The sequence below is a fragment of the Methylobacterium sp. WL120 genome (assembly GCF_008039465.1).
Lineage (GTDB): Bacteria > Pseudomonadota > Alphaproteobacteria > Rhizobiales > Beijerinckiaceae > Methylobacterium > Methylobacterium cerastii.
In genome coordinates this window covers 51,616-75,982 of record NZ_VRUT01000004.1, presented here as the reverse complement: position 1 = coordinate 75,982, position 24,367 = coordinate 51,616, and the positions used below count along the sequence as shown (strand labels likewise).

General features: G+C 67.6%; 25 protein-coding genes and 1 pseudogene. 16 read left to right on the top strand and 10 right to left on the bottom strand.

Annotation, left to right across the window (positions count from 1 at the left end; genetic code table 11):
• Positions 1-29 precede the first annotated feature (29 nt).
• On the top strand, positions 30-293 hold the full coding sequence (locus tag FV229_RS01930; RefSeq protein WP_147750310.1) for a hypothetical protein: 264 nt from the start codon (positions 30-32) through the stop codon (positions 291-293).
• 38 nt (positions 294-331) lie between these two features.
• Here FV229_RS01930 and FV229_RS01925 read toward each other — a convergent pair whose 3' ends face one another.
• The 3 genes and pseudogenes from FV229_RS01925 to FV229_RS01915 form a co-directional block, all read right to left on the bottom strand.
• On the bottom strand, positions 332-1,621 hold the full coding sequence (locus FV229_RS01925; protein WP_147750309.1) for a Y-family DNA polymerase: 1,290 nt from the start codon (positions 1,619-1,621) through the stop codon (positions 332-334).
• On the bottom strand, positions 1,618-2,046 hold the full coding sequence (gene umuD / locus FV229_RS01920) for a translesion error-prone DNA polymerase V autoproteolytic subunit (protein WP_147750308.1): 429 nt from the start codon (positions 2,044-2,046) through the stop codon (positions 1,618-1,620). Before umuD ends, FV229_RS01925 begins: the two co-directional genes overlap by 4 nt.
• Positions 2,047-2,379: 333 nt before the next feature.
• Positions 2,380-2,655, bottom strand: a pseudogene (locus FV229_RS01915) (MerR family DNA-binding protein); the annotation flags it as partial.
• 249 nt (positions 2,656-2,904) lie between these two features.
• Between FV229_RS01915 and FV229_RS28540 the strand changes: the two are divergent.
• From FV229_RS28540 to FV229_RS01875, 8 genes are all read left to right on the top strand, one after another.
• Positions 2,905-3,135, top strand: a complete 231-nt coding sequence (locus FV229_RS28540; protein WP_147750306.1) for an Rmf/CrpP family protein — start codon at positions 2,905-2,907, stop codon at positions 3,133-3,135.
• A gap of 78 nt (positions 3,136-3,213) precedes the next feature.
• Complete coding sequence (locus tag FV229_RS01905) at positions 3,214-3,432, top strand: hypothetical protein (protein WP_147750305.1); 219 nt, start codon at positions 3,214-3,216, stop codon at positions 3,430-3,432.
• Between the two features lie 115 nt (positions 3,433-3,547).
• A complete protein-coding gene (locus FV229_RS01900) occupies positions 3,548-5,629 on the top strand; it encodes an ATP-binding protein (protein ID WP_147750304.1) in 2,082 nt (693 codons plus the stop codon).
• A gap of 11 nt (positions 5,630-5,640) precedes the next feature.
• The gene (locus FV229_RS01895; RefSeq protein WP_147750327.1) at positions 5,641-6,306 is read left to right on the top strand and encodes a response regulator transcription factor; all 666 of its coding nucleotides are present in this window, start codon (positions 5,641-5,643) and stop codon (positions 6,304-6,306) included.
• A 133-nt stretch (positions 6,307-6,439) separates the two neighbouring features.
• Positions 6,440-6,841 carry an exopolysaccharide production protein YjbE gene (locus tag FV229_RS01890; protein WP_187275031.1) on the top strand — a complete coding sequence of 134 codons (402 nt, stop codon included), beginning with the start codon at positions 6,440-6,442 and terminating at the stop codon, positions 6,839-6,841.
• Positions 6,842-6,964: 123 nt separating this feature from the next.
• Complete coding sequence (locus FV229_RS01885) at positions 6,965-8,146, top strand: glycerate kinase (protein WP_147750303.1); 1,182 nt, start codon at positions 6,965-6,967, stop codon at positions 8,144-8,146.
• Between the two features lie 5 nt (positions 8,147-8,151).
• On the top strand, positions 8,152-9,534 hold the full coding sequence (locus FV229_RS01880; protein ID WP_187275030.1) for an SLC13 family permease: 1,383 nt from the start codon (positions 8,152-8,154) through the stop codon (positions 9,532-9,534).
• Between the two features lie 163 nt (positions 9,535-9,697).
• Entirely contained in the window at positions 9,698-10,903 is a 1,206-nt protein-coding gene (locus FV229_RS01875; protein ID WP_147750301.1) for a DUF2252 family protein, read from the top strand.
• A gap of 157 nt (positions 10,904-11,060) precedes the next feature.
• On the opposite strand, the gene FV229_RS01870 is transcribed toward FV229_RS01875, so the two are convergent.
• The 6 genes from FV229_RS01870 to FV229_RS01845 form a co-directional block, all read right to left on the bottom strand.
• Complete coding sequence (locus tag FV229_RS01870; RefSeq protein WP_147750300.1) at positions 11,061-11,948, bottom strand: YihY/virulence factor BrkB family protein; 888 nt, start codon at positions 11,946-11,948, stop codon at positions 11,061-11,063.
• A gap of 93 nt (positions 11,949-12,041) precedes the next feature.
• Positions 12,042-12,293 (bottom strand): hypothetical protein, encoded by a 252-nt coding sequence (locus tag FV229_RS01865; RefSeq protein ID WP_147750299.1) that lies wholly within the window; start codon positions 12,291-12,293, stop codon positions 12,042-12,044.
• A gap of 59 nt (positions 12,294-12,352) precedes the next feature.
• Complete coding sequence (locus FV229_RS01860) at positions 12,353-13,651, bottom strand: DUF2254 domain-containing protein (RefSeq protein ID WP_147750298.1); 1,299 nt, start codon at positions 13,649-13,651, stop codon at positions 12,353-12,355.
• The gene (locus FV229_RS01855; protein ID WP_147750297.1) at positions 13,648-14,643 is read right to left on the bottom strand and encodes a mechanosensitive ion channel family protein; all 996 of its coding nucleotides are present in this window, start codon (positions 14,641-14,643) and stop codon (positions 13,648-13,650) included. Before FV229_RS01855 ends, FV229_RS01860 begins: the two co-directional genes overlap by 4 nt.
• Positions 14,644-14,752: 109 nt before the next feature.
• The gene (locus FV229_RS01850) at positions 14,753-15,001 is read right to left on the bottom strand and encodes a hypothetical protein (RefSeq protein ID WP_147750296.1); all 249 of its coding nucleotides are present in this window, start codon (positions 14,999-15,001) and stop codon (positions 14,753-14,755) included.
• Between the two features lie 26 nt (positions 15,002-15,027).
• Positions 15,028-15,480 carry a PRC-barrel domain-containing protein gene (locus tag FV229_RS01845; RefSeq protein ID WP_246688013.1) on the bottom strand — a complete coding sequence of 151 codons (453 nt, stop codon included), beginning with the start codon at positions 15,478-15,480 and terminating at the stop codon, positions 15,028-15,030.
• A 384-nt stretch (positions 15,481-15,864) separates the two neighbouring features.
• Between FV229_RS01845 and FV229_RS01840 the strand changes: the two genes are divergently transcribed.
• The 7 genes from FV229_RS01840 to FV229_RS01805 all read left to right on the top strand — a co-directional run bounded on the left by FV229_RS01840 (position 15,865) and on the right by FV229_RS01805 (position 23,105).
• Positions 15,865-16,419, top strand: coding sequence for a fasciclin domain-containing protein (locus FV229_RS01840; RefSeq protein ID WP_210246575.1), 555 nt, complete (start codon positions 15,865-15,867; stop codon positions 16,417-16,419).
• A 673-nt stretch (positions 16,420-17,092) separates the two neighbouring features.
• Complete coding sequence (locus tag FV229_RS01830) at positions 17,093-17,629, top strand: YetF domain-containing protein (RefSeq protein ID WP_147750295.1); 537 nt, start codon at positions 17,093-17,095, stop codon at positions 17,627-17,629.
• Positions 17,626-18,696 (top strand): endonuclease/exonuclease/phosphatase family protein, encoded by a 1,071-nt coding sequence (locus tag FV229_RS01825; RefSeq protein ID WP_147750294.1) that lies wholly within the window; start codon positions 17,626-17,628, stop codon positions 18,694-18,696. Before FV229_RS01830 ends, FV229_RS01825 begins: the two co-directional genes overlap by 4 nt.
• Before the next feature lie 54 nt (positions 18,697-18,750).
• Positions 18,751-20,004, top strand: a complete 1,254-nt coding sequence (locus FV229_RS01820) for a sodium:proton antiporter (RefSeq protein WP_147750293.1) — start codon at positions 18,751-18,753, stop codon at positions 20,002-20,004.
• An 88-nt stretch (positions 20,005-20,092) separates the two neighbouring features.
• Positions 20,093-21,160, top strand: coding sequence for a calcium/proton exchanger (gene cax / locus FV229_RS01815; protein WP_147750292.1), 1,068 nt, complete (start codon positions 20,093-20,095; stop codon positions 21,158-21,160).
• Positions 21,161-21,586: 426 nt separating this feature from the next.
• Positions 21,587-22,144: a hypothetical protein gene (locus FV229_RS01810; protein WP_147750322.1), complete on the top strand. Its 558-nt coding sequence runs from the start codon at positions 21,587-21,589 to the stop codon at positions 22,142-22,144.
• 361 nt (positions 22,145-22,505) lie between these two features.
• Positions 22,506-23,105 carry a cysteine hydrolase family protein gene (locus FV229_RS01805; RefSeq protein ID WP_147750291.1) on the top strand — a complete coding sequence of 200 codons (600 nt, stop codon included), beginning with the start codon at positions 22,506-22,508 and terminating at the stop codon, positions 23,103-23,105.
• A 321-nt stretch (positions 23,106-23,426) separates the two neighbouring features.
• Here the strand turns inward: FV229_RS01805 and FV229_RS01800 are convergent, their stop codons facing one another.
• Positions 23,427-24,311, bottom strand: a complete 885-nt coding sequence (locus tag FV229_RS01800; RefSeq protein ID WP_246688012.1) for a radical SAM protein — start codon at positions 24,309-24,311, stop codon at positions 23,427-23,429.
• Positions 24,312-24,367 lie beyond the last annotated feature (56 nt).

The following is a 24,367-nucleotide window of genomic DNA, read 5'->3' as shown; positions in this document are numbered from 1 at the left end:
TCGAACGACAGAAGCAGCACCTGCGGACGGTGAAGGCGCGGGCTTTCTGGCTTCGCGTCATCCAGGCGATCCGGGAGATCCTTCCGAAGCGCGACGCGCTGCATGTGGGCGAGATCACGCTCAGGATCGGCGCCGACCTGGTGCATGAGTCCGAGGAGCACGGTCAGGTCTGGGACATCGACACGGTCAGGGGGGCCATCGACGAGCGGATGTACCGCAACCGGTATTTCGTGAGCGAGGGCGCGGGACGTTATCGGAAGCGCAGGGCGGAGGATGGCGGGGTCCCGGGGTGAGGCAGGCCGCGCATGCGGACGCCGCCAGCCGGTTCCGGTCATGCCGCGGCGACGACCGGTAGCTCGTCGACCCGGGTGGTGTAGCGCGGCGACCGCATCTCGAACTTCGTCGACCAAGCCCGCCTTGGGGCGAACCCGGCGGCGCCCGGGACGACCGCACCGCGTCCGAAGCGGCGATTGCAGGCATCCATCGCCTGCATCAGGGCGGCCCCCATCTCGCGGTCGAGTTGCCCCAGGCCCGGGAAGGCTCGTTGGGAGGCGGCCAACGGCACGAGGTCGGTGGTGACGATCCCGGCCTTGGAATAGCGGTACCCGTCGCGCCAGGTTTTCCGCACCCCGTGGAGGGCGGCCTTAACCAGGACGCGGCTGTCGCTGCTGGCTTCGGGCAGGGAGACCATCGTCGAGACGGATCGCTGCGGCCGGCCGCGGTCGTGCTCCGAGGTGTGGAAGAAGACGGTGATGTGGGATGTCGCCAGACCCCCGGCCCGGAGCTTCTCGCCGAGCCTGGCCGCATGGGTGGCCAGCGCCTGCTCCATGGTCGCGCGGTTCTCGACGCGCTCCGAGAACGAGCGGGTTACCGCGCAGCCCTTCCGCGTCGGGGCGATTTCCTCAAGGTCGAGGCACGCCTCGCCCCGGAGCTCGCGGACGAGGCGTTCGCCGACCACCGTCATCGCCTGCCGGGCGACGCGCGGATCGAGGTCGCGAACGTCGGCAGCGCTGTCGCATCCGAGGGTCTCCAGGCGCCGGGCGTTGGCGGGACCGACGCCCCAGATGTCGGGGACCGGGACGCGGATGATCCAGTGGTCGTACTGCTCCGGATCCGTCAGGTCGCAGACCCCGCAGAGTACGGGATTCTTCTTGGCGATGTGGTTGGCGAGCTTGGCCAGGGTCTTGGTGGGGCCGATGCCGACGCAGGTCGGGATGCCGGTCCAGGCCCGCACGGTCTCGCGCATGTCGCGGGCCAGGCTCTCGCGATCCCGCTCGCGCACGTCGGAGACGTCGAGGAAACTCTCGTCGATGGAGTAGATCTCGATGCGGGGCGAGAACCCCCGGTACACCGCGTTCACCCGGGCCGACATGTCGCCGTAGAGGGCATAGTTCGAGGAGTAGACCCGGACGCCCCGGGCCTTGCACATGTCGCGGATCTTGAACCAGGGCTCGCCCATCCGGATGCCGAGCGCCTTGGCTTCGTTGGTCCGGGCGATGGCGCATCCGTCGTTATTGGACAGAACGATCACCGGCACCTTGGCCAGCCGGGCGTCGAACACCCGCTCGCACGAGCAGTAGAACGAGTTGCCGTCGGACAGGGCGTAGGCCCGGGCGTTCATTCGCAGCGGCGCCGGGCGCACACGGAGCCGGAGACGACACCCCAGACCTCGACGAGGGCATCGGGCGCCAGGCGGAACTCCGGGAAGCGCGGGTTGGCGAAGTGCAGCGTGACCCGGGGACCCTGGCGTTTCCAGACCTTGAAGGAGCGCTCGCCGTCGATGTCGACCACGACGACGTCGCCGGTACGCTGGGTCAGCGACCGATCCACCACCGCGAGGTCTCCATCGTGAAGGTGGGCGAGCAGCATGCTGTCGCCGGCGACACGTACCAGGAAGGTGGCCGGGCGATTGACGACGAGCAGGCGTTGAAGGTCGATTTCCTCCTCGACGAAGTCGTCGGCCGGGCTGGGGAACCCGGCGCGGACGGCCCTGGCGAGGATCGGGACCGGCATCGGGAAGCCGATGACGATGTCGATGGCCTGCATGGTGCTCCTCCGTAGTACGGGAACAAAAGCAGAACATATCCGATGGGTTCCGTATAGCGGCCGAGCTTCGATCCCGTATTTTTTTGGGATCGCTGTGGACGGCTGTGGATAAGTACCGAACGTCATCTCCGCGCCACACGGGTGCACGGTGGCACGGCGGTCGAACGATGAACCGCCTCCATGCGAGCGGCGCTCCGGTGGTCGGCCCACGGGTTTCGCAGAAGGTGGACACCCCATTGCGAAGCAGGCGGCGAGGCCATGGCGGTCGAGAACGACGGGTTTGGATGATCCCGATCCCGGGGCGGATCGGAAGGGTAGGTGTCGAGGCGGCCCCTAATGGTCGTGCCCGAGGCATTCGCCATGGTCGGACAGGACCTCGATGACGCGGCACTCGCCGACGCGGCCGCGGCCGCACTCATCGACCATGCGCGAGAGCTCGGACCTCAGGGCTTTGAGACGCTCGATACGGCCGTCGACCTCGGCGAGGTGACGCCGGGCGATGACGTCGACCTCGGCGCAGGGAAGGTCCGGCCGGGCGTTCAATGCGAGAAGCTCGCGGATGGCATCGACCTCGAAGCCGAGCAGTCGCGCGTGACGTATGGGCGAGAGGTTCTGACGAATCGAGGGCCCGTCAGTGGACGCGGCCCTCGGCTCATGGCTCGTCTTTCTCCCTTCCGGGGGAGCGGTGCCGCCCCTTCGCCACGGTCAAGCGCATTCCGCCGCCCGGCCTGTCGGGATTGCCCCGACACGCGTCGGTGAGACCGGTAGAAGCGGCCCGAAAAGCTTGTCGGTCGAAGCGATCCGGGCGCAACTCGACGGCGTCGAATACGCTTCGGAACAGCGAAAGGGCAGGCGCCGATGATCATGGAAGTCATTCGACAGGGATCTAGGGCCCGAACCACCGGCCGACCGAGGGATGCCTGTCCCTATCCCGTGGATTCGCGCGAGCGGCGGGCGTGGTTCGAGGGTTTCGACGGATCGGCGTGGGACCCCGGCACGAGGGTTCCCCATCCGGCCGTGGCGATCCGAAGCGTCGCCATGGCACGGGACGCCGCTGGGGCCCCGAGCCATGCGTCGGCTTTCGCCTGAGTACCCAGGCACCGAACTATGGGGGTTAAACGTGCGCCATCGCTCCGGGGCCGAAGCCTCGGACGGTTGGAACGGGTGGTGACGGCCTTGGTCGAGGCAGGGCTCGCCGAGGGGGACGCCGTCGCGCCGAACCTTATCGGACGCCTTCGGGACCTGGAGCGGTTCGTGATCGAGGCCGGGGGCGACCGTCAGAGCCTGCAGGTCATCGCATCCGGGCGCCGCCTGCTGGAGATCCGTTCCATGTCGAACCCTCCACCTTCGTCCACCATTACCCCTCCGACCGACAGGTCTTCTTGAGACCCGCGTCCGCGAAAGCCCGCATCTCGGCGACGGGGACGGAAAGCGCTAACGACATGGAGAGCCTTCCGTCCGGGAGCCTTCAATACGACGGACCGGTCGAAGTGCCTGCCGCATGACCACCCGGGAAGAAGCCGCCGAACGCACCCGCCGGCCTCGACGGGGCCGCGGGAACGGTCGCACATTCGTCGCGCTCGCCCTTGCGGCGGCCATCCCCGTGCTGCTTCTCAGCGGCTGGGTCGCCACCCTCATGGCCCAGCAGCAGCGCGACCTGACCCGCGGCGCGGCCGTGGCCAGCGCGACCCGCGTCGCCGAACGGGTCGCCTCCGACATCGCGGCTCAGATCGCCGTCCTCGAAGCCGAGGCCGCATCCGCCACCCTCGACAAGCCGGACCTCGCGGCCTTCTACGCCGAGGCCGTGCGGCTAAAGCGGGCGCGCCCCCTATGGGAGACCGTCGAGCTCGCGAGGCCCGATGGCGTCCAGATCGTCAACCTGCTCCGCACCCTCGACGACGAGCTCGGACCGACCGCGGACCGACGCAGCTTCGACGCCGTCGTCAGGACGCGCCGGCCCGTGGTCGGCGGCATCGGCCCGGTCGGACCGATCTCCGGCAAGCGCCTAGTCGCCCTCCGGGTACCGGTCATTCGGGACGGCGAGCTCCACTATGTCCTCTCCGTCGGTCTCGCCAACGACGCGGTCAGCTCGATCCTGAGGGACGCGGGCGCTCCGGAAGGCTGGGTCGGTACCATCGTCGACGCCGACGGAAACACCATCGCCCGCACCCAAGCCGAGGCCGAGGAACTGGGGCAACCGGCCGACGCCGCCCTCCGAGCGGCGATCCGGCACGCCCCGAACGGGTTCTACACGGGTTCCACCCTGGAGGGCTCGAACGCCGAGGTGGTCTATCGCACGTTGAAGGAGACCGGCGGCTGGTCGGTGCACTTCGGGATGCCGGCCGCGACGTTGAACGCCCCCGTCCTCCGCTCGTACCTCGTCCTGGCCGGCGGCAGCGTGCTGAGCATCGGCCTCGCCCTGGCGCTTGTCGGGCTGGTGGGCCGCGACATGGCGCAACGACGTGCCGGCGAAAGGGCCCGGTTCGCCCTGGCGCTCAGGTCGAGCGAGGAGCAGGGCGCCGTCGCCACCGAGGCCGCGGAGCTCGGCACGCTGAGATGGGACACGGTCCGGGACAAGGTGACTGGGTCGCCGCGCGCCGCCCGTCTCCTGGGTTGGGGGACCGTCGTCCCGGCGGAAGGCGAGACGGAGGCCGATGGCGGCATGGTGATCGGGATGGTGCACCCGGACGACCGCGCCCGGCTTGTCGACGAACTGCGCTGGAGCCTCGCGGACGGAGGGGCGCTCGATGTCGAGTTCCGCGTCGACGGCTCGGCCCCAGAGCCGCGCTGGGTCCGCCTGACTGGTCGTGCGCCCCGGCTGCAGGACCCAGCCTCGGCCGGTCTGGTCTACGGCGTGGTGTCCGACATCGAGCCACGCAAACGGGCCGAGGCGGAACGCCTCGAACTCCTGCGCCGGCTCGGCGAGGCGCAGGAGAACGAGCAGCGCCGCATCGCGCGCGAACTCCACGACCAGGTCGGCCAGACTGTGACGGGCCTCTCGCTCGGACTGAAAGGGCTGGAGCGGCTTCTCGAAGCCGGCGATGCCTCGACGGAAGCGGGTCGCCGGATACGCTGGCTGCAAACCCTCGCCGGCGAGATCGGACGCGACATCCACCGCGCCGCCGTCGACCTCCGCCCGACCGCCCTCGACGACTTGGGCCTCCACGAAGCCCTGGCCACCCTGCTGCGTGAATGGGGTCAGCGTCACGGCGTCAGCGCGGACCTGGAGTTCCTCGGCGAGCCCGTGCGCTTGCCCGCCGCCGCCGAGAGCGCGGTCTACCGGATCGTCCAGGAGGCACTGACCAACGTCCTCAAGCACGCCGGAGCTGAAACGGTCAGCGTCTCGGTCGAGCACCGCCCGGAAGAGGTGCGCGTCATCATCGAGGACGACGGCGTCGGCTTCGATCCCGAGGCGGTTCCCCCGCCCCCTGCGGACGGCTCGCCGTCCAAGCCAAGTCTCGGTCTGTCCGGCATCCGCGAGCGCCTGTCCCTCCTAGACGGCACACTGACGTTGGAAACCTCCCCCGGCGTCGGCACGACGTTGTTCATCCGCATCCCCGTTCCGCAGGCCGCCTGTGCATGAAGGATCTGACCATGGGGCGCATCCGCGTCGTGCTCGCCGACGACCATCCCATCGTCCTTGCCGGCATCCGGTCGCTCCTGAATGCCGATCCCGGAGTGGACGTGGTCGGCGAGGCCACGAACGGGGGCGAGGCGCTGCCGCTGATCCGCTCCGTCGCGCCCGACGTCGCCGTCCTCGACGTCTCGATGCCCGGCCTCAACGGCCTCGAACTGACGGAGCGCGTGACCGTCGAGTGCCCCGGCACCAAGGTCCTGGTACTCACGGTCCACGAGGACGCCGCCTACGTCCAGCCGCTGCTGAAGGCTGGCGCCAGGGGCTACCTCCTCAAGCGCTCGGCCGCCGAGGACCTCCTGCGGGCGGTCCATGCCGTCGCGACCGGGGGCGTCTACCTCGACCCGTCCGTCGCCGGACACGCCCTGGGGGACGGCTCCGCGACGGCGGCAGGCTCCAAGCCGGCCGAGACCGGCGAGGCGCTCAGCCCACGGGAGACGGAGACATTGCGGCTCATCGCCCAGGGCCTCAGCAACAAGGAGATCGCGCGGCGCATCGACGTCAGCGTGAAGTCGGTCGAGACCTACAAGGCCCGGGCCGCCGAGAAACTCGGCCTCAGGTCGCGTGCCGAGATCATCCGCTACGCTGCCTCCCACGGATGGCTGGACGCGCTCACCCTTCGATAGCGCGGCCTGCATCCGCGGCGTCGCTGGGTCGGTACGGTTGCCGCGTTTGCCTGGTGGGAGCCGCACCTCGTTCAGGAACCTGACGCCGCCCGAAGTCTTGTTTGCGAGAATCAAAAAACCTGAGGAAACGCTTATGAGATCGTTCGCCATCGCCGCCGCGGCCACCTTCGCCCTGGCGGTGCCGGCCCTTGCCGCCCCCTGCAACACCGGCACGACCAAGGCCAAGGACCCCACTCCCGGGCAGGTCATGCCGAAGAGCTCGGACGTCGACAAGTCGAGCCAGAACCTGGCCGGTGGCCAGCAGCCCGCCTCGCCCGGCACCATCGGCGCGATGAACAACGCCGGCGCCAATCAGATGGTCGGGCAGAAGCCCGGTTCCGAGGCGAAGAACGACCAGGGCGCGGGCGTGGGCACCTCTAGCAAGAACCTCGCGGGCGGCCAGCAGCCGGCCTCGCCGGGCACGGTCGGCGCCATGAACAACGCTGGCGCCAACCAGAAGCTCGGCGATCAGGCTACCAAGGACGATGGCTGCTGAGGTCAGCCGGACTTGTAAGCAAGGCGTCACAGGGCTCGCTTCGGATTACCGTAGCGGGCCCTTCCCATTTTCGGTCCGTCCCTCGTTGGACGCATGATGCGGTGCGAGGACCGAACTCAAGTCATGAGTATCCGCATTCTCGTCGCTCCCTCCGGCTTCAAAGGATGTCTCGACCCCGAGCATGTTGCGAGTTCGATAGCGACTGGCCTTCGTCGAGCATCGAACGGTGTCGATATCCGCGAACTGGCCTTTGCGGACGGTGGCGAGGGCACTGCCGCGACGCTTGCCCGGATGACGGGCGGTTTACTCCGGCCGACACGTGTCACGGGGCCGCTCGGCGAAACGATGGACGCGTCGTTCGCCGTGCTTGGAGGTCTCCACCGCGGAACCGCCGTCGTCGAACTCGCCGCCGCGGCAGGTTTGAGCCATGTGCCCCGTGACCGCCGCGACCCGATGCGGACGACTACGCGCGGCGTCGGAGAACTCATCCTGGCCGCAATCGACGCCGGGGCAATGAGGGTCATTGTCGGGTGTGGGGATCCCGGGATTAACGACGGCGGCGCCGGTCTAGCGCGCGCGCTTGGCGTGCGTCTTCTTGACCGGACTGGGCGGGACATCCCAGAGGGCGGCCTTGGTCTCGCCGAGCTCGACCGCATCGACCTCGGCGGCCGGGACCTGCGTCTCGCCCAAGTCAGGGTCGATGTTGCCTGCAATATCGAGAACGTTCTGACCGGCCCCCATGGCGTCGCCCGCGTCTACGGCCCGCAGAAGGGGGCGAGCGATGAGGACGTCGAGGCCATGAGCGCGGCGCTCGACCGCCTAGCCGAGGTCGTCGAGCGCGACTGCGGCGTCGATGTCCGCCTCATGCCCGGGGGCGGCGCGTCCGGGGGCGCGGGAGCCGGGCTCCACGCCCTGCTCGGCGCCCGGCTGACATCGCGCTTCGAGATCCTGTTCCCGTTCTTCGACGTCGACGCGGCGGTCGGTTGGGCGGACCTGATCGTCACCGCTGAGGGTGGCCTCGACTACAAGAGCGCCCGCGGCAAGATCCCGGCGGAGATGGGCCGGCGCGGCGCGGCCGCAGGCAAGGCGGTGATCGTGTTGGCCGGCACCCTGGGCGAGCGGTCCGGCGAGGTCTTGGAGGAAGGCGTATGCGCCTACTTCTCCGCCATCGGACGGCCGCAGTCGCTCCAGGAAGCGATGCGAGATGTCGAAAGCCAGCTTGAGCGAACCGCCGAGCAGATGATGCGGACCTTCTTGGCCGGCGCCGCTCTTGGACGTCTCCAGGTCGATGCCGGTCGGGAATGATCAGGATGTCCTCCAAGCGGACCTTGCTGGTCGCCTGCGCGCTCGCAGCGCTATGCGTCGCCGTGTCCCTTCCGGAAAGTCTCGATTGGCCGGCCAGGGCCGCGCTGTTGGCCTTCGGCGGGGCCGCCATCTTCTGGACCCTGACCGAACTGAACGGCGCCTACGTCGCCGTGGCCGCCGCCCTGTCGCTCGTCGCGACGCGCGCAGTCGAGCAACAGGCGCTGATCGATGGGCTGGGTTCGAAGGTCGTGTGGCTCGTGATTGGCACCTTCGTCCTGGGCGCTGCGGTGGCAAAGAGCGGGCTCGCCGGTCGGCTAACGGCGCTGATCACTGGAGGCGGCACGACGGTCGGCGGCCTGATGTGGCGCATGACCTTCGGCATCCTCCCGCTCGCGTTCCTGATCCCGTCGACTTCCGGACGCGCCGCGATCCTCCTGCCGCTCTATCGCAGCCTGATCGAGGCCGACGACGACGAGCGCCTCGCGCGCGCCGTCGGCCTGCTGATCCCCTCCGTCATCGTCATCTCGACGATCTGCAGCCTGACCGGTGCCGGGTCGCACCTCGTTGCGGTCGATTTGCTGGAGCGTCTGTCCGACAAGACCATCGGCTTCGGGCAATGGATGCTCTGGGGACTGCCGTTCGGTCTACTCGCTTGCCTGGTTACGGCCTTCGTGATCGGTCGCCTGTTCCTCGATCGCGAAACGCGGGAGCGGCGGGTGGCTAGAGTCGAGGCCGAGGCCGGTCCCTTATCCGCCGCCGAGTGGAGAACGGGGGTGGTCGTGGCGGCCATGCTGGGCCTCTGGTTGACCGAGGGATACCACCCGTTCGGCATCGCGACCGTGGCGGTCGCTGGCGCAGTGCTGCTCACGATGCCGGTGGTCGGCGTGCTCGACTGGGACGAAGGCGTCGAGGCGGTGAACTGGTCTCTGATCCTGTTCATCGCAGCTTCGCTTGTGCTTGGGCGCGCCCTGATTTCGACCGGCGCCGCCAAGTGGCTGATAAGCTCGGCTTTGACGACGAGTGGGATCACCGATGACAGCCCGACCCTTGTGGTGCTGCTGGCCCTGTCGGCGCTGGGGATGTCGGCCCACCTTTACATGGTGTCTCACACCGCGCGGGTGGCTGCGCTCCTGCCGCCCCTACTCCTCTTGGCGCAGGCGCTCCACCTCAACCCAGTCGCGGTCGCGTTCCTGGCCAATGCCGGCATGGATTACTGCCTGACGCTGCCAATCAGCTCGAAGGCGCTTCTGGTCTTCCAGGGCGGGGAGCGACAAGTTTGGACCTCGACCGACCTACTGAAGCTTAGCGCAATTCTGGCGCCCGCCTACACGGCGCTGATAGTAGCCGCCTACTACCTATTATGGTCGCGAACTGGCTTGGCCCTGTGACGTCGAGAGACCGGTCCCATCGCTTTTGCGCCGAAGAAAATTCGGATTTTGACCGGGCCACCGGATCGAGCGGTGGCCTGACTGATCGAGGAACGATGGTCACCGAACGTATTCCCGTTCGTAGAACGCCGACCGTTCGGCCTCCGGCCGCTGGAGCTGATTCATGTCCAAGTATCGGATCTACGAACCCGGTGAACGCCAGGCGGCTTTGGAGCGCCGGCGACTGCGCAAGATGGCGCGCACCGCCCACGGCTACGTTCGTGGCAACACGCGGCATTTCTACGAGTGGCTCGGACAGATGTCCGACCTCGCCCTGCCTGAGACGCCCCCGATCTGGATCTGCGGTGACTGCCACATCGAGAACCTCGGCGCGCTCGCCGGATCGGATGGGAGCATCGCGGTCCAGATCCGGGATTTTGACCAATCCGTGATCGGCCATCCGGGACACGACCTGATCCGGCTGTGCCTATCCCTTGCGTCGGCCGCGCGCTCGTCGGACCTGTCCGGAACCGTGACCGCGCGCATGGTCGAGGAGGTCGTTCGGAACTATGCCCTGGCGCTCGCTCGGGGACGCCGCGATGAGGTCCCGAAGGCGCCGGAACTCGTCGAAGCGACGCAGCGCTGCGCGTTCGACCGAAGCTGGAAGCACCTCGCCAAGGACCGCTTGAAGCACAAGACGCCTTCCATCGAGCCCGGCAAGAAGTTCTGGCCGATGGCGGCGGAGGAGCGCACGGCGGTCGTCGCGCTGTTCGCCCAGCCGGCGATCCGCGACCTGGTGCTCAAGCTCCACCGTCGCGAAGCCAAGGCGCGGATCGAGGTTGTCGACGCAGCCTACTGGGTGAAGGGCTGCAGCTCGCTCGAACTGCTGCGCTATGCCGCCATCATCGAGATCCGGGACGGCGGCAAAGCCCCGAGCTACGCGCTGTTCGACATCAAGGAGGCCGAGGCTCCCATTGCACCGGCAGCCCGGCCCGAGGCGATGCCCAACGACCCGGCCGAGCGCGTAGTCGCGGGTGCGCGGGCCCTCTCGCCGATCCTCGGCGACCGCATGGGTACCGGCCGGGTCATGGATCGGCCCATGTTCGTCCGCGAGTTGCTGCCCCAGGACCTTAAGATCGAGGTCGATCAGTTCGCTTCGAAGTCCGCGCTCGGCGTGGCGGGCTATCTCGCCTACGTGGTCGGCGACAGCCACGGCCGGCTGATGGACGCGGAGGCGCGCAGGGATTGGCGCCGCGCGGTGCGCCAACGCGGCACCGCGGAAATCGACGCACCGGATTGGCTCTGGAAGTCCGTCGTGGCGCTGTCGGGACGCCACGAGGCTGCCTACCTCGACCATTGCTGCGCACATGACCTGATCTACCGGCATTAGGTCCGCGATGGTGCAACGTGCGTCCGCCATCCGCATGGACGGGAAGTGGCTCGGGTCACGCCTTTTCCACGTAAGGCATCACATCCGCGGTCAGGCAGGGCTCAGGGCGCCTTCGGTATGATCGAGTCGAACGTCCGGCCCTAAGCAGGCTAGTCGATCAATCCCGTCGAACCGAATCCTCTTTGGACCGGTCTTCGGTGGCCCTGTCCCCGTACAAGCCGGTCTCACTGCCGATGGCCGCGTCGAGTTCCGCCCCGCACAGCACGATGACGAAGGACAGCCACAGCCAGAGCAGGAAGGCCACGACCGTGCTGAGCGAGCCGTAGGTCACGGCGAAGCTGGCGAAGCGGCCCGTGAACCACGAGAACAGGCCGCAGGTCAGGAGCAGCAGGAGCGCGGCGACGGCGCCCCCGACGGTGACGAACGGCCAGCCCTCCCGGCCGTTCGAGGGGGCGAGCCGGTAGAGCGTCGCCAGCGCCAGCGCGAGCACTGCGAACAGGACCGGCCAACGCAGGGGAGAGAACGCGGCGTAGAGGCCTTCCTGCGGCAACACGTGCGGCACGAGGTCCGCCAGCGTCATCGCGCAGACCAGTACGACCAAGGTCCCCAACGTGCAGAGCAGGGTGACGACGGTGAAGCGCAGCCAGCCGCGGCCTTCCTCGACATCGAAGATCAGGTTGAGGGCCTTGAACAGCGCGCGCATGCCGCTGTTGGCGCTCCATAGCGTGAAGGCGAGGCCGATGAGCGGCGCGGCCGGACCGAGGAGGTCGCTTCCGCGATCCGCCGGATTCTTCGTCATCGAGGCGCCCACGGCTTGCTGCACGATCTCGCGGGTGCTGTCCGGCACGGCCTGCATCGCGCCCTGAAGGAAGTTGCGGACCTCGTCCGCGCCGAGCAGCCGGCTTCCGAGCCAGACCACCAGCGCAATCGCCGGGAACACCGCCAGCGCGACCCGGAAGGCGACGCCCGAGGCTACGAAACTGACCTGGTCCGCCGACGCCTCGCGTGCGGCATGCCGGGCGATCCGGACCGCGGTTCCGCTCATGGTTCCTCGCACGCCGACATTGAGGGATGGAAGACGACGGATGTCCGTGGCCGGCGACGATGCGACCGCACGCGGCTTTGCCGCCGCGAACGATCAGCGTGGCTTGGCGGCTCCTCCGCCGGTCGATCCGACCGCGCCGGCCTTCGCGCCCGGCTTCCCTTCCCCGGCGCCCGAACCTGCGGTCGTCATATCCGTGCCCGGTCGCGTGACTTCACCGGTGGGGCGGGTCCCGACGCCCATCCCGCCGGTCCGGACGCCGTCATCCTTGGGTGGCTCGGCGACGGGTGCGGCAATCGCCAGCGAGGGAAATACCGCGACGAGGAGCGTGAGCGTGAAACGAGTCATTCGGTCGTCCTTCGATGGATCGGAAACCAGGATGTGGCACCAGGGAATGTCGTGCGACCTCACGCGGGCAGGTCGCCGTCGCACACCTTCACGAAGCGGACATGCCGTGCCTCCAGGTCGGCAAGGTCATGCGGATCGGCGACGTCACGCCTGGCCGCGGCGATGACGAGATCCGCATGGCGACTAAGCTCGTAGGTGCGGTTCGTCAGCCGCTCGACCTCGGCGACACGGGTGAGCACGTCGAGCATCCGGGCGAGCACGTGCACCGAGCCGGCGGCGTTCTGGCGGATCATGTGGAACATGGAATCGCAAAGACCGTCGTAGTCGGTCACCGGGACGACGACCACGACCTTGCCGTCGCGCGCGACCGCCCCGGTCGGCAGGTGCCGCGACGCTACACGGCATAGGGCGTCCCCGAGGTGGTCGACGACGCTGCCGGCCGTGAACGGGTCGTTGATGCCCGGCGAGAGCGCCCGTACCGCGATCTCGACGAGCTGCCGGATCGAGTATTCCAAGTCCTGCATGGCGGCCGGGCGTCGGCCGAACGTCAGTGCCCGGCGAATGGCCGGCTCCGCGCCCTCGACCCCGGCGGAGAGGAACGCGACCGGGAACCCGCTCGGCACGTAATCGCCCGGTCGCACGCGCAGGGCGGCGGTGACGCGGTGCTCGTGAGCCCAGTCGGCCAACCCGTCCTCGTCCACGGCTTGAAGGTAACCGCTGCCATTGGTGAGGACCCCACCACCGGTCGGTAGCCGGGCCGGGAGCGTCATGCCTGCGCCGTCGCGGGTGCGCGCCTCGACGGCGGAGAGGAGGTCGCGATGGACCGCGTCGACCACCGTCTCGACGTTGATGCTGGCGGCGATGTGGTGGACGAACCAGACCAGGGTGGCGAGCGAGAGCAGCGCCAGCACCATCGCTCCGGTGATCGCGAGGTGTGGGACGAACGGGCTCTCCTGCACGGTACGCACGGTTCGCAGGACCATCAGCGCGTAGGCGAAGGTGCCGAGGAAGATGCCCAGGACGATCTGGTTGCGGGCGTCGCGGGTGAAGTTGCGCAGGAGCCTCGGACCCATCTGGCCGGAGGCCAGCGTCAGGGCCGCGATGGTGATGGAGAAGGTCGTTCCGGCGACCCCGATGGTTGAAGAGGCCACCGCGCTGAGCAGAGCCCGCGCCCCCTCGGCCCCACCGGAATAGCCCCAGTTCTGGTTCGGCGAGGAGGCGTCGTAGCCGGCGACGTGGGCCGTCTCCAGCCAGATCCCGAGTTGCGCCAGCGCGATGCAGCCGAGAACGATCAGGGCCGGCCGGAGCCAGAACAGGTCCCCTAGCCACTCGATCCAGGCCTGGAGGCGCGCCTTCATGCCGGGTCTCCCTTCCTTTCGGAGTCCCTGCCCTCGCGCTTTCCGCGTTCGAGGTCGGCACGAGCCTCACGGAGCACTTCCCAGCGGGCGCGGGGTGGGCTCTTGCCGGCGGGCCAGCCTTCGCGCTGGCGGGTGCGGTCGCCATCCGACGCTTCGGTCTGGTCGTGCAGCAGCACCTGGCTCGTGGGATACGGAAGGTCGATGCTGGCGGCGGTGAGCGCGTCCTTCACGTTCGAGATGGCGTGATCGAGCGCGTCCACCGCGTCGCGACGCCGTGGCGGGTCGATCCAGAACCGCGCCGACATGTCGACGCCGGCCGCCCCGAGGCCGGTCACGAGCGCCTCCGGGGGCGGGTCGGCGAGCACGCCTTCGGTCCCGCGCAGGGCTTCGACGATGACGCGGCGGGCCTCCCTCATGTCGTCGCCGTTGCCGATGGTGAGCGGGAAGGCGAGCCGGCGCTTGTCGTGCGCGGTCATGATCGTGATCTTGTCGACGAACAGCGTTGCATTCGGGATCAGGATGCGCTGGTTGTCGTAGGTGCGCAGCACCGTCGCCCTGACCCAGACGTCCTCGACCGTGCCCTCGTGCGAACCGGCGCGGATCTGGTCGCCGATGACGAAGGGGCGGGTCAGCAGGATGAGGATGCCGGCCAGCAGGTTCTGCAGCACGTCCCGGAAAGCGAAGCCGATGGCGACGCCGCCGATGCCGAGGAGGTTGAACAGGTCGGCGGCCGAGACGGAGGGGAAAGCCACCGACGCCGCGACCAGGAACGACACCAGGATCGTCATGCCGCCGGCGATGCGCCCGAGGACGGCGGCCGAGCCGGGGGAGGCCTCCCGTAGTTCCGCCGCCCTGCGAACGGCGGCCCGGACGCCGCGTGCGACCAGCAATCCGACGCCGAACAGGACGAGCGCGATGACGAGCCCCGGCACGAGGGCGGCGGCCGAGCGACCAAGCCCTTCGAGACGTCCCAGCGCTTCCGAGAAGATCATGCGGTGTCCCGATTCATGCGAAAGCCGCCGGTGGCGAATGTGCCAGCCGACGGCGCTTCATTGTTTGCCCGCGAGGACACTTGATCCTCGCGGGCGATGTCGGACCGTCTCAGCGACGCGGGCCGCCCGTGGTCTGGCCGTACTGCTTCGCACCCGGACGGCGCGAAGGCATGTTGGCGTTGCCGCCGCTCCGGCGGTGCCGACGCATCTGCCGGCGGGACATGCGAACCTGGACGAGGTCGGAGCTGGTCGTGGTGCTAAGGCCGGCTGCGTTCATCGGCAAGGCTGCGGACGGCAGGGTCGATGCACCGAGGCCGAGGCCGGCCAGGAGCGCGGTGGCGAGAATAGTATGCTTCATGATCGTGTCTCCTTCCTTGTCCAGGATCACTTCTTCATCTTCGAGTAGGTGAACTTCGGGGCGTTCTTCAGGGTGTCCTTGTCGGTGTCGGCGTAGACCGCCCACTTGCCGTTCATGTCGTGGATGGCGAGGGTCGACGGGTCGAGCACGACGTAGCTCTCGCCCATGCCGAGGAAGCCACCGACGCTGACCACGACGCCGGTCAGGGTCTTGCCGTTCTCGATCACGAGATCCTCGACCTCGCCCACCGTCTCCTTCTTGTTGTTGTAGACGGTCGTGCCGACGAGCTTGGACGACATCACGTCGGCCGGCTTCACGGTCACGTACTTGAGCTTCACCGTCGCGGTGTCGGCCATCTTCATCCCCATGTCGGAGGACGAGCTCATGCCCGTGGTCGGGGTTGCGGGCGCCGTCTGTGCGAGCGCCGGGACTGAGAGGCAAGCGAGCGCGATGGCGGCGGTGATGGTGCGATAGGACAAGACAATCTCCGGGTGGGGGCTTCGAAGGTGCAGGTCGGGATGCCCGACCACGGGGCCAGGCAGGTGCCCTTCCAGGCTGCACGGTTCGGGGCCACAACGTGCTCATTCAGGAAACGTTCAGAAAAATCGTCGGTTACGACATGAACGTTTGGTAAGTCGTCGAGAGGAAACGGAGCGACAAACCAACCTCGGGCGATCGATCATCCCCTCCGGTCTGCAGTACATGGACGCGCTACGTGGCATGAACGAAAATTAATCCCGGACCGTATTAAGCGGATGGATGAATTTCTTGTGATCGTTACGCTGAAACCATGAACGGTGACGGGTCGTAACGCCATCACGAGCCTCGATGATCGAGCCTTGATGACGCCAACAGGACCGTCGATGATGCGTACCACCCTGACCGCCGCCTTCCTCGTCGCCGGCATCGCCGTCGCCGCCCCGGCCTTCGCCGAGACCTCCCCGATGGTCGGCGGCGCGCCGATGATGGCCGACAAGACCATCGTCGAGAACGCCTCCAAGGCCAGCAACCTGACGACCCTGGTCGCCGCGGTGAAGGCCGCCGGCCTCGCCGACACCCTGAGCGGCAAGGGCCCGTTCACGGTGTTCGCCCCGACCAACGCGGCCTTCGCGAAACTCCCCGCCGGCACCGTCGACACGCTGCTGAAGCCCGACATGAAGAAGACGCTGACGGGCGTGCTCACCTACCATGTTGTCCCGGGCAAGCTCGACGCCAAGGAGCTGATGGCCAAGGCGAAGATGGGCGGCGCCGACGCCAACCTGAAGACCGTGGAGGGCCAGGTGCTCACCGTGAAGATGGACGGCGACCGGCTCGCGCTGATCGACCAGAAGGGCGGCGGCGCCTTCGTCGAGCAGGCCGACGTGTTCCAGTCGAACGGCGTCGTGCACGTCATCGACAGCGTCCTGATGCCGAAGTGAACCGGTAACTCGGCTGGCCCGCCCCATGCCTGGGCGGGCCAGCCCGACATACCGTTTTTATTTCCGGGGCCTCGTCGGTCCTGGCAATGGCTGACGCCATTGGATGGATCAGCCGCCCGGGATCGGTATGCCGCCGCCCATGTCGGTTCGGGCGCCCATACGCCCCCAGACAGGAACAATCAGGTCCGGTTGGAGCTTCAGATCGGCAACTTCGACGCCCTGGCTGCCAATAGGACCCCTCCAATGATTTCGATCCACCCATCCGCAAGACAATCTCGTCGCTGCGTCTCGCGTCTCGCAGGCTCCCTTTGCCTCGTCGCTGCCCTGTCGTTCGCTGGTCCCGCAGGAGCGCAGTCCGCCGCCAGCTCCATCGACCAGCCGACGCCCGGGACACTGCCGTCCGGAACGTCGACGGTGAAGGGCGCAGGGGACGCGCGCCACGAGGGCACCGGTCAAGTTGCACCGCCGAGCGCGATCCAGTCCTCGACCGACGTCATGCAGTCCGAGGGCTCGGTGCAGAGTAAGAGCCAGGGTGGCAGGACCGATCCGATCAAACACCTGCCCAGGGATATGCGCTGATCGTCGGTCGAGAGCCTCTGGACGCGTTTCCCGAGGGGGAAGTGGCCATTGCCGATGCCTATCCCTCCGGGGACCACTGCCGGAGTTGCCTACGATGTTTTTCGACACCTGGTCCGGCCTGCTCAGGGTCGTCGTCGTCGGGCCTCTAGCCTACGTCGCCCTGATCCTGTTCTTGAGAATCTCGGGCAAGCGGACCCTGACCAAGCTGAACGCCTTCGACCTCGTCGTCACCGTGGCGCTCGGCTCGACGCTGTCCTCGATCATCCTGACGAAGTCAGTGGCGCTGCTGGAAGGCGTTCTAGCCCTCGCGACCCTCATCGGGCTGCAGTACCTGATCACGTGGTCGAGCCTTCGCTCGTCGCGGATCAGGTCCCTCGTCAAGGCCGAACCGACGTTGATCGCCCACAAGGGACACCTGGTCGAGGGCGCGATGCGACGCCAGCGCCTGACGCGGGACGACGTGCTCTCGGCCCTGCGCTCGGAGGGGCTCGACGACCTCTCGCAGGCCGCCGCCATCGTGCTTGAGACCGACGGCTCGATCAGCGTGCTGAAGAAGCTATCAGAGCGCGACGATGGTTTGACCGGGGTCCCGTCGCCTGAGGATGGCCGACCGATGCCGGCCAGCCCGTGAGGTCTGTGATCTGGTACGCGCTGGTCATCCTGGCCTTGGCCCTTTCGGCCGCCAGCTTGATCCCGTTGATCGAGACCGAGTGGTGGTGGGTCCGACTGCTCGACTTCCCGCGCCTGCCCTTCGCCGCCGGCTTGCTCGCGGTCGGCCTTGGCCTGCTCTTCTTCCTCCGGACGTCACCGAAATCGACCGCGTCGACGCTGGTCCTCGTCGTGGTCGCCCTTGCGGTCGACGGATGGATCCTCCGGCCGTACCTGCCGACAGGGGGCCTGCGGGTCGACACCTGTCCCGTCGAGCGCCGGCTCTCGGTGATGATCGCCAACGTCCAACTCGGAAACCGCAACGCTCAGCCCTTGGTGGAGGCCGTCAGCAGAGAGGAGCCCGACCTTTTCCTCGCGATGGAGACCGACGCTTGGTGGGATCGGGCCCTGAAGCCCGTGCTGGAAACGATGCCCCATGTCCTGCAACGGATCACGGGGTCTTACTACGGCATCCATCTGTTCTCGCGGTTGCCCCTGGTGAACGGCGAGATCCGCCACCTCGCCGGTCAGGACACCCCGGCCATCGTGACCGGCGTCGCCCTCCGCACGGGTGAGGTGGTCGACTTCGTCGGCATGCACCCGAAACCGCCGCAGCTCTGGCAATCCGCCCTCGGTCGGGACGCCCAACTCTACGCGGCTGCCGCCGTGCTGCGCGAACGGGTCGAGCCGGGCGTCCTCGCCGGAGACCTCAACGCCACGCCCTGGGAGATCGCGGTCGAGCGGATGGCCAGACTATCGGGGTTGATCGATCCGCGACGCGGCTACGGCTATGTCGCCACCTGGAACGCCCATTCGTCCTGGCTGCGCTGGCCCCTCGACCACGTCTTCCACGAGGGCGGGTTCGCCACGATGTCTGTCGAGCGCCTCGACGCCTTCGGTTCCGACCACTTTCCCTACCTTGTCCGCCTGTGCCGCCAGGCCGAGGAACGTTCGACGCCATTTCCCCGGCAGCGGGAGGCCGAGAACGTCGGCGCGGCCAACGCGGTGCTTTCGGCCGCCGGGGCGAGTGAACGGCTACAGCCACGTTGAGCGTACGTCCCGAATAACCCTCGCAGCCCGCCGCGTCGTGGGCGGGAGACCGTTGTGATATCGATCTTCGACCTTGCCGCCATGCTTCTGACGCTGTCCGCCCTGTTCGGTTTTCTCAACCGCAGATTCCTGCGGATGCCGCATACCATCGGCCTGCTGGTGATGGGCCTGCTGGCGTCCCTCGCCCTCGTCCTCGTCGACCTCGCCTTCCCGAGGCAGCACCTCTACGAGGACCTCACCCGGGTGCTCGATCAGGTCGATTTCACCGCCGTGGTGATGAACGGCATGCTGGCCTTCCTGCTGTTTGCCGGCGCCATGAGCCTCGACTTGCGCCTGCTGCGCGACCGAGCCTTGTCCGTAGCGACCCTGGCACTGCTCGGAACCCTGATCTCGACCGCGCTTGTCGGCGGGGCCTTCTGGGCCGCAGCGCAGGCCCTCGGCACCCCGGTGCCGTTCGCCTGGGCACTGGTGTTCGGGGCGCTCATCAGCCCGACGGACCCGGTCGCGGTCCTCGCCACCCTGAAGAACGTGAACGTGCCCGAAGCCCTGGAGATCGAGATGCAGGGCGAGGCGCTGTTCAACGACGGCATCGGCATCGTGCTGTTCACCGTCCTCGTCGCCTTCGCGGCGGGATCGGGCGGCGAGGCGATGAGCGTCGGCGGGATCGCGACGCTTCTGCTCCACGAGGCCGGCGGCGGCCTGGTACTTGGCGTCGTCACCGGGTACGTCGCCTACCGCGCGATGCGGGCCATCGACGACTTCCCGGTCGAGGTGCTGATCACCCTGGCGCTCGTCGCCGGGACCTACGCGCTCGCCCAGAAGCTCGGGGCGAGCGGACCGCTGGCCGTGGTTGCGGCCGGCCTGCTCGTCGGCGAGCGCGCGCCGCGCTACGCGATGAGCGACAACACCCAGAAGTATGTCTCGGCCCTCTGGACGCTGATCGACGAGGTCCTGAACTCGGTCCTGTTCCTGCTGATCGGCCTGGAGGTGCTCGTTCTCCGGTTCGAAGTGTCGGGTCTGACGCTCGCCGCCTGCGCCGTACCCATCGTGCTGGTCGCCCGCCTCATCGCGGTGTCGGCGCCGGTCCTGCTGTTCCGTTGGGGCGGCAACCTCTGTCTCGCCAACGTGCCGTTCCTGACCTGGGCGGGAGTACGCGGCGGGATCTCGGTGGCGCTGGGCCTCTCGATCCCAGAGAGCGATGCCAAGCCCGCGATCCTAGCGGCGACCTACGCGGTGGTCCTCTTCACCATCATCGTCCAGGGCTCGACCCTCGGACTTGTGGCGCGACGCACGCTGCGCGACGTCTGATATCGCCCGGCAAAGTTGAGCGCTCGTTCGGGCCAAGACCGGGCGCTCCCACTCTACGACGCCCTCCATAGGACCCCGTATCCCCGTCATGGTCTTCACCGTCCTCCTCGTCCTCATCCCGATCTCGGCGGCGCTGAAGTACCTCGTCGGCGCCTCGCCGCTCCTGGTGTTCGCCTCCAGCGCGCTCGCCATCGCCGTGCTGGCGGAGTGGGTCCGGCGCGCCACAGACCAGCTGGCGGACCGCGTCGGCCCCGCCATCGGTGGCCTGCTCACGGTGAGCTTCGGCAGCATCGCCGAGCTCGTCCTGGCGCTGTTCGTGCTCCTGCGCGGCGAGGCCGCCGTGGTGCAGGCCCAGATCGCCGGCTCGATCATGGGGACCAGCCTGTTCGGGCTCGGGCTTGCCATCATCGTCGGCGGAGTGACACGGGAGCGGCAGAAGTTCAGCGCCGAGCGGGCCGGATTGCTGTCGACCCTGTTGATCCTCGTGGTCATCGCCCTGCTGCTGCCGGCGGTGTTCGACCTGAGCGGGCGAATGTCCGGGCAGGGAGCGTCGCTCGGCATCACCGACGAGGAGGTCAGCCTCGGCGTCTCCGTCGTTCTGCTATTGCTCTACCTTGCCAACCTCGCCTTCACCCTCGTGACCCACCGCGACGTGTTCTCGAACGACAAGGGTAGCGGCGAGGCGGACTGGAGCCTGTCGTTCGCCATCGGGGTCCTGATCGCCGCGACGGTCGCCATCGCCTTCGAGTCCGAGATGCTCTCGGGGACGATCACTGAGGCCGCCGGGAGCCTGCACCTCTCGCCTATGTTTCTCGGCGTGATCGTGCTGGCCCTGGTCGGCACGGCCGGCGACCTGTTCGCGGCGGCGTGGTTCGCCCATGAGGATCGCATGGGCCTCGTGCTGAACATCTGCATCGGTTCGGCCATCCAGGTGGCGCTGGTGCTGGCACCGCTCCTGGTCATCATCTCTTGGGCGCTGGGCCACCCGATGTCGCTGGTGTTCTCGAACCCGCTGCACCTGTTCGGCATCGCGAGCACCGCCTTCATCGTCAACGCCATCGCCCGCGACGGTGAGACGACATGGTTCGAAGGTCTCCTGCTGCTTGGGGTCTACGTCCTGTTCGGCCTGGCCTTCTTCTTCGCGAGCCCGGCCTGACCCCAGTATGGCACCGCGCCATCCAAGGTAGCGGGGGGACGCAAGGCCGACCGGCGTCACCATTCCCATGACGGCGCTGGTGGCCGTGCCGGCGAATGGAGTGCCTACGCGGCGTCGGGATGCCGCCGACAGCGTGCGCCCGTGATCCTGGCCATCGCCGATGCGCTCCGCCAACGTAGTTGATGCCGCCCTGTCAAGCCGTCTCCACGGTCGTTAGGCCGCGTATCCGCGTCACGACCCGCCGTCTGAATGCGTAATGCGTTCACCTCAAGCATCGTGCTTCGCGTAGTCATTCTATACCGGTACAAACCGAGGGCAGTGACTGCATGGTCTGTTACGTAGTGTTTTAGCCTGACGAATATGGAACTGTCGTGGTTCCGACGCCGTTCTTAGCTCATGCAAAACATCTCCGGAAATTCTTTGCGCATGAACAAGATTGCTCTTGTTGCGACGGCAGCCTTGGGCCTTGGCGTATTAGCATCGCCATCCGCTGAGGCTCGTGGCTTCGGTCATGGTGGTGGCTTCGGCCACGGTGGGTTCGGTCACGGCGGCGGCTTTGGCCGTGGTGGGTTCGGTCACGGCGGGTTCGGTCGTGGCTTCGGCGGCGGGTACATGGGAGTCGGTTTCGGTCGCGGCGGGTTCGGTCGCGGCTTCGGCGGGTATCGGGGCGTCGGCTTCGGTGGCGGCTACGGCCGTGGCTACGGCGGGTACCGCGGTGGGTATGGCCGCGGATACTACGGTGGCGGCTACGGGCGCCGGGGTATCGGACCGGGTGCGGTGATCGGGCTTGGCATCGCCGGCCTCGCAGCGGGTGCCATCGCATCGAACGCCTACGGTGGATATGGTTACGGCGGATACGGCTACGCTCGTCCGGTCGGTTATGGCTACGGCGGTGGTTATGGTGGTGGCTATGGCTACGGCCAGCCGGTCGGCTACGGCTACGGCGGCGGCTACGGGTATTCGCCCTACGGCTGCGGGTACTGACCTCCAAACCAAATTCGATATTGGGGTCGCCTTCGGGCGGCCCTTTCTTTTTGCTTAAGACAATCCGATCCACCTCTGTGTCGTTTCGGCTGATGCGTGGCAGGCGGTGTGGTACCCTGCGTATGCCATGCGTCTACTACCGCGTCATTGACGTCTGCGAGGAGCTGTTCAAGTTCACGTTCCTGATTTGCGAGAGTTCGGCCTACCGCCTGGACCAATAGACCCCGAACCGAAGGCGGGATGGACCGAGGTGTTCGCCATCGACTTCTCGCCAAGAGGCCTTCCGTGCGGTGGATGATAGGGTCCGCTCCGCGCCTCGATCCAGTTGCGACGGTCGAGCGTTAACGCCAGGAGAAGTACATTGTCGGATCTTGCAACCTTACGCGCCATCTCAGGCCTCAGCCCGGAGCCTACGTCCCTCAAGGGGGCCGCCCTCGTGATGATCGACCTGCAAGAGACCTACCGGCAGGGCGTGATGCGGCTCGAAGGCGTTGAGGCCGCCATCCGAGAGGCCGCTGCCCTACTCGCACGGGCACGCAACGCCGGCATCCCTATCATCCATGTCCAGCACGATGCCGGACCGGGCTCGCCCTACGACGTCAAGGCCCCCATCGGTCAGATCAGCAGCGAGGTGGCCCCCCAAGGCAGCGAGCCGGTGATCACCAAGGCGTATCCGAATGCTTTCGTCGGGACCGATCTTCAAGCGCAGTTGGAGGCGGCGGGAGTGAAGGACATTGTCCTTGCAGGATTCATGACGCACATGTGCATCAACTCAACGGCACGTGGGGCCTTCAGCCTTGGGTTCCGTCCCACGGTGGTCGCCTCGACGACGGCGACACGAGACCTGCCGGCGCCAGGTGGTTCGATCGTTTCTGCCGCACAGCTTCAAGCGGCGAGCCTAGCAGCACTCACGGACCTTTTCGCCGTGGTAGCGGACAAACAAACCGATCTCCCCGATTAAGGAGCTTCCACATTCCGAGGGTGCGGCATGGCTCCGGGATCACGGTCGGCATGGCATCGTCTAACCATGGCTTTGTCTCTGCCGCCTAAAACTATGGCCGCTCCTCTCAGGAGCAAATGCGGTCCGACCGTTTCCCAGCCAGGCCGGTTGTAAGGCTCCGTTTAATTGGGCTTCTGCATACTGCCCATCCATCTTGCCCAGGGATCGCGAGAAGCGGTCTTGAGGGGCTCCATGGCTCGTTCACTTGCTACGGAGGAATATTTTAGGGGCCTGACGTCGAAAAAACGTGGGCGCGCGTAGGCCGGCAAACCGTGAGGCCCGCTAGCCGCACGTCGCCCCGCCGAGCACGCAGAAACGCGAACAGTTCGGATGATTGAGGGCGACCGAGCCCAGGGCCGCCGATAGGTCCGGCCCGAGGTCAAAGCCCTTATCGTACGGCACCAGCGTACACGCCACGACGGAGGGGCTTACCTCCCCGCGGCGGTGCACGACCATCCGGCTCGTGGCGCACATCATGGCATCGGGCGACTTTCCAACCAGGGCCCAACAAGCCTCCGTGACCTCGGGGACGTCCGCGGTCGCGTCCATCTCGGGGAACAGCACCAGTCGGGTCGGATCGTCCACGTCAAGCCTGATGCCGAGACCGGCGAAAAGTGCGGCGTAGCCGCGCCGCGCCTCGGCATCGGTCTCACCCGCTAGGTGCCGACCGGCGACCGCGAAGCAGAAACCCTCCCGTGCGAGCCAGTCCAAGCCGGAGAGCGCGACTTCCCAGGTCCCAGACCCTCGCTCCGCCTCGTGGACGGACGCGGTGTGGTGGTCGAGGCTGACACGGAGTTCGAGGAGGCTTCCATACCGGTCGCGCAGGCCAAGCAACTCAGCCTCGAAGCGCCGCATCGGCCGCATGGCGTTGGTCAGCACCAGCACCGCATGCCCGTTCCCCAACGCGAGGTCGAGCATCGCCGGGACCTCGCGATTGAGGAAGGGCTCGCCGCCGGTGAAGCCGACCAGGCGCGTGGGCAGTCCGAGCGACCGGATCTCGTCGAGATACCGGGCCACCTCCGACGCACGCAGGTAGACCAGCGCGTCGTTGCGGGGCGTGCTCTCGATGTAGCAGTTGGCGCAGGCGAGGTTGCACAGGGTCCCGGTGTTGAACCAGAGCGTCTCCAGACGCGTGAGGGCGACGCGGGCGCGGGGCGCACCGGTCATCGTCCGGGCCTGATCCCGGAACTTGCCCGGCGCGAGCCTCGGGGCCCGGCTGTCAC

Excerpts from the sequence above, each read along its gene's own strand:
- FV229_RS01925 (WP_147750309.1), bottom strand. The coding sequence starts at position 1,621 with ATGAACGCCCGGGCCTACGCCCTGTCCGACGGCAACTCGTTCTACTGC.
- umuD (WP_147750308.1), bottom strand. The coding sequence starts at position 2,046 with ATGCAGGCCATCGACATCGTCATCGGCTTCCCGATGCCGGTCCCGATC.
- FV229_RS28540 (WP_147750306.1), top strand. The coding sequence starts at position 2,905 with ATGATCATGGAAGTCATTCGACAGGGATCTAGGGCCCGAACCACCGGC.
- FV229_RS01900 (WP_147750304.1), top strand. The coding sequence starts at position 3,548 with ATGACCACCCGGGAAGAAGCCGCCGAACGCACCCGCCGGCCTCGACGG.
- FV229_RS01895 (WP_147750327.1), top strand. The coding sequence starts at position 5,641 with ATGGGGCGCATCCGCGTCGTGCTCGCCGACGACCATCCCATCGTCCTT.
- FV229_RS01890 (WP_187275031.1), top strand. The coding sequence starts at position 6,440 with ATGAGATCGTTCGCCATCGCCGCCGCGGCCACCTTCGCCCTGGCGGTG.
- FV229_RS01885 (WP_147750303.1), top strand. The coding sequence starts at position 6,965 with ATGAGTATCCGCATTCTCGTCGCTCCCTCCGGCTTCAAAGGATGTCTC.
- FV229_RS01880 (WP_187275030.1), top strand. The coding sequence starts at position 8,152 with ATGTCCTCCAAGCGGACCTTGCTGGTCGCCTGCGCGCTCGCAGCGCTA.
- FV229_RS01875 (WP_147750301.1), top strand. The coding sequence starts at position 9,698 with ATGTCCAAGTATCGGATCTACGAACCCGGTGAACGCCAGGCGGCTTTG.
- FV229_RS01870 (WP_147750300.1), bottom strand. The coding sequence starts at position 11,948 with ATGAGCGGAACCGCGGTCCGGATCGCCCGGCATGCCGCACGCGAGGCG.
- FV229_RS01865 (WP_147750299.1), bottom strand. The coding sequence starts at position 12,293 with ATGACTCGTTTCACGCTCACGCTCCTCGTCGCGGTATTTCCCTCGCTG.
- FV229_RS01860 (WP_147750298.1), bottom strand. The coding sequence starts at position 13,651 with ATGAAGGCGCGCCTCCAGGCCTGGATCGAGTGGCTAGGGGACCTGTTC.
- FV229_RS01855 (WP_147750297.1), bottom strand. The coding sequence starts at position 14,643 with ATGATCTTCTCGGAAGCGCTGGGACGTCTCGAAGGGCTTGGTCGCTCG.
- FV229_RS01850 (WP_147750296.1), bottom strand. The coding sequence starts at position 15,001 with ATGAAGCATACTATTCTCGCCACCGCGCTCCTGGCCGGCCTCGGCCTC.
- FV229_RS01840 (WP_210246575.1), top strand. The coding sequence starts at position 15,865 with ATGATGCGTACCACCCTGACCGCCGCCTTCCTCGTCGCCGGCATCGCC.
- FV229_RS01830 (WP_147750295.1), top strand. The coding sequence starts at position 17,093 with ATGTTTTTCGACACCTGGTCCGGCCTGCTCAGGGTCGTCGTCGTCGGG.
- cax (WP_147750292.1), top strand. The coding sequence starts at position 20,093 with ATGGTCTTCACCGTCCTCCTCGTCCTCATCCCGATCTCGGCGGCGCTG.
- FV229_RS01810 (WP_147750322.1), top strand. The coding sequence starts at position 21,587 with ATGAACAAGATTGCTCTTGTTGCGACGGCAGCCTTGGGCCTTGGCGTA.
- FV229_RS01800 (WP_246688012.1), bottom strand. The coding sequence starts at position 24,311 with ATGACCGGTGCGCCCCGCGCCCGCGTCGCCCTCACGCGTCTGGAGACG.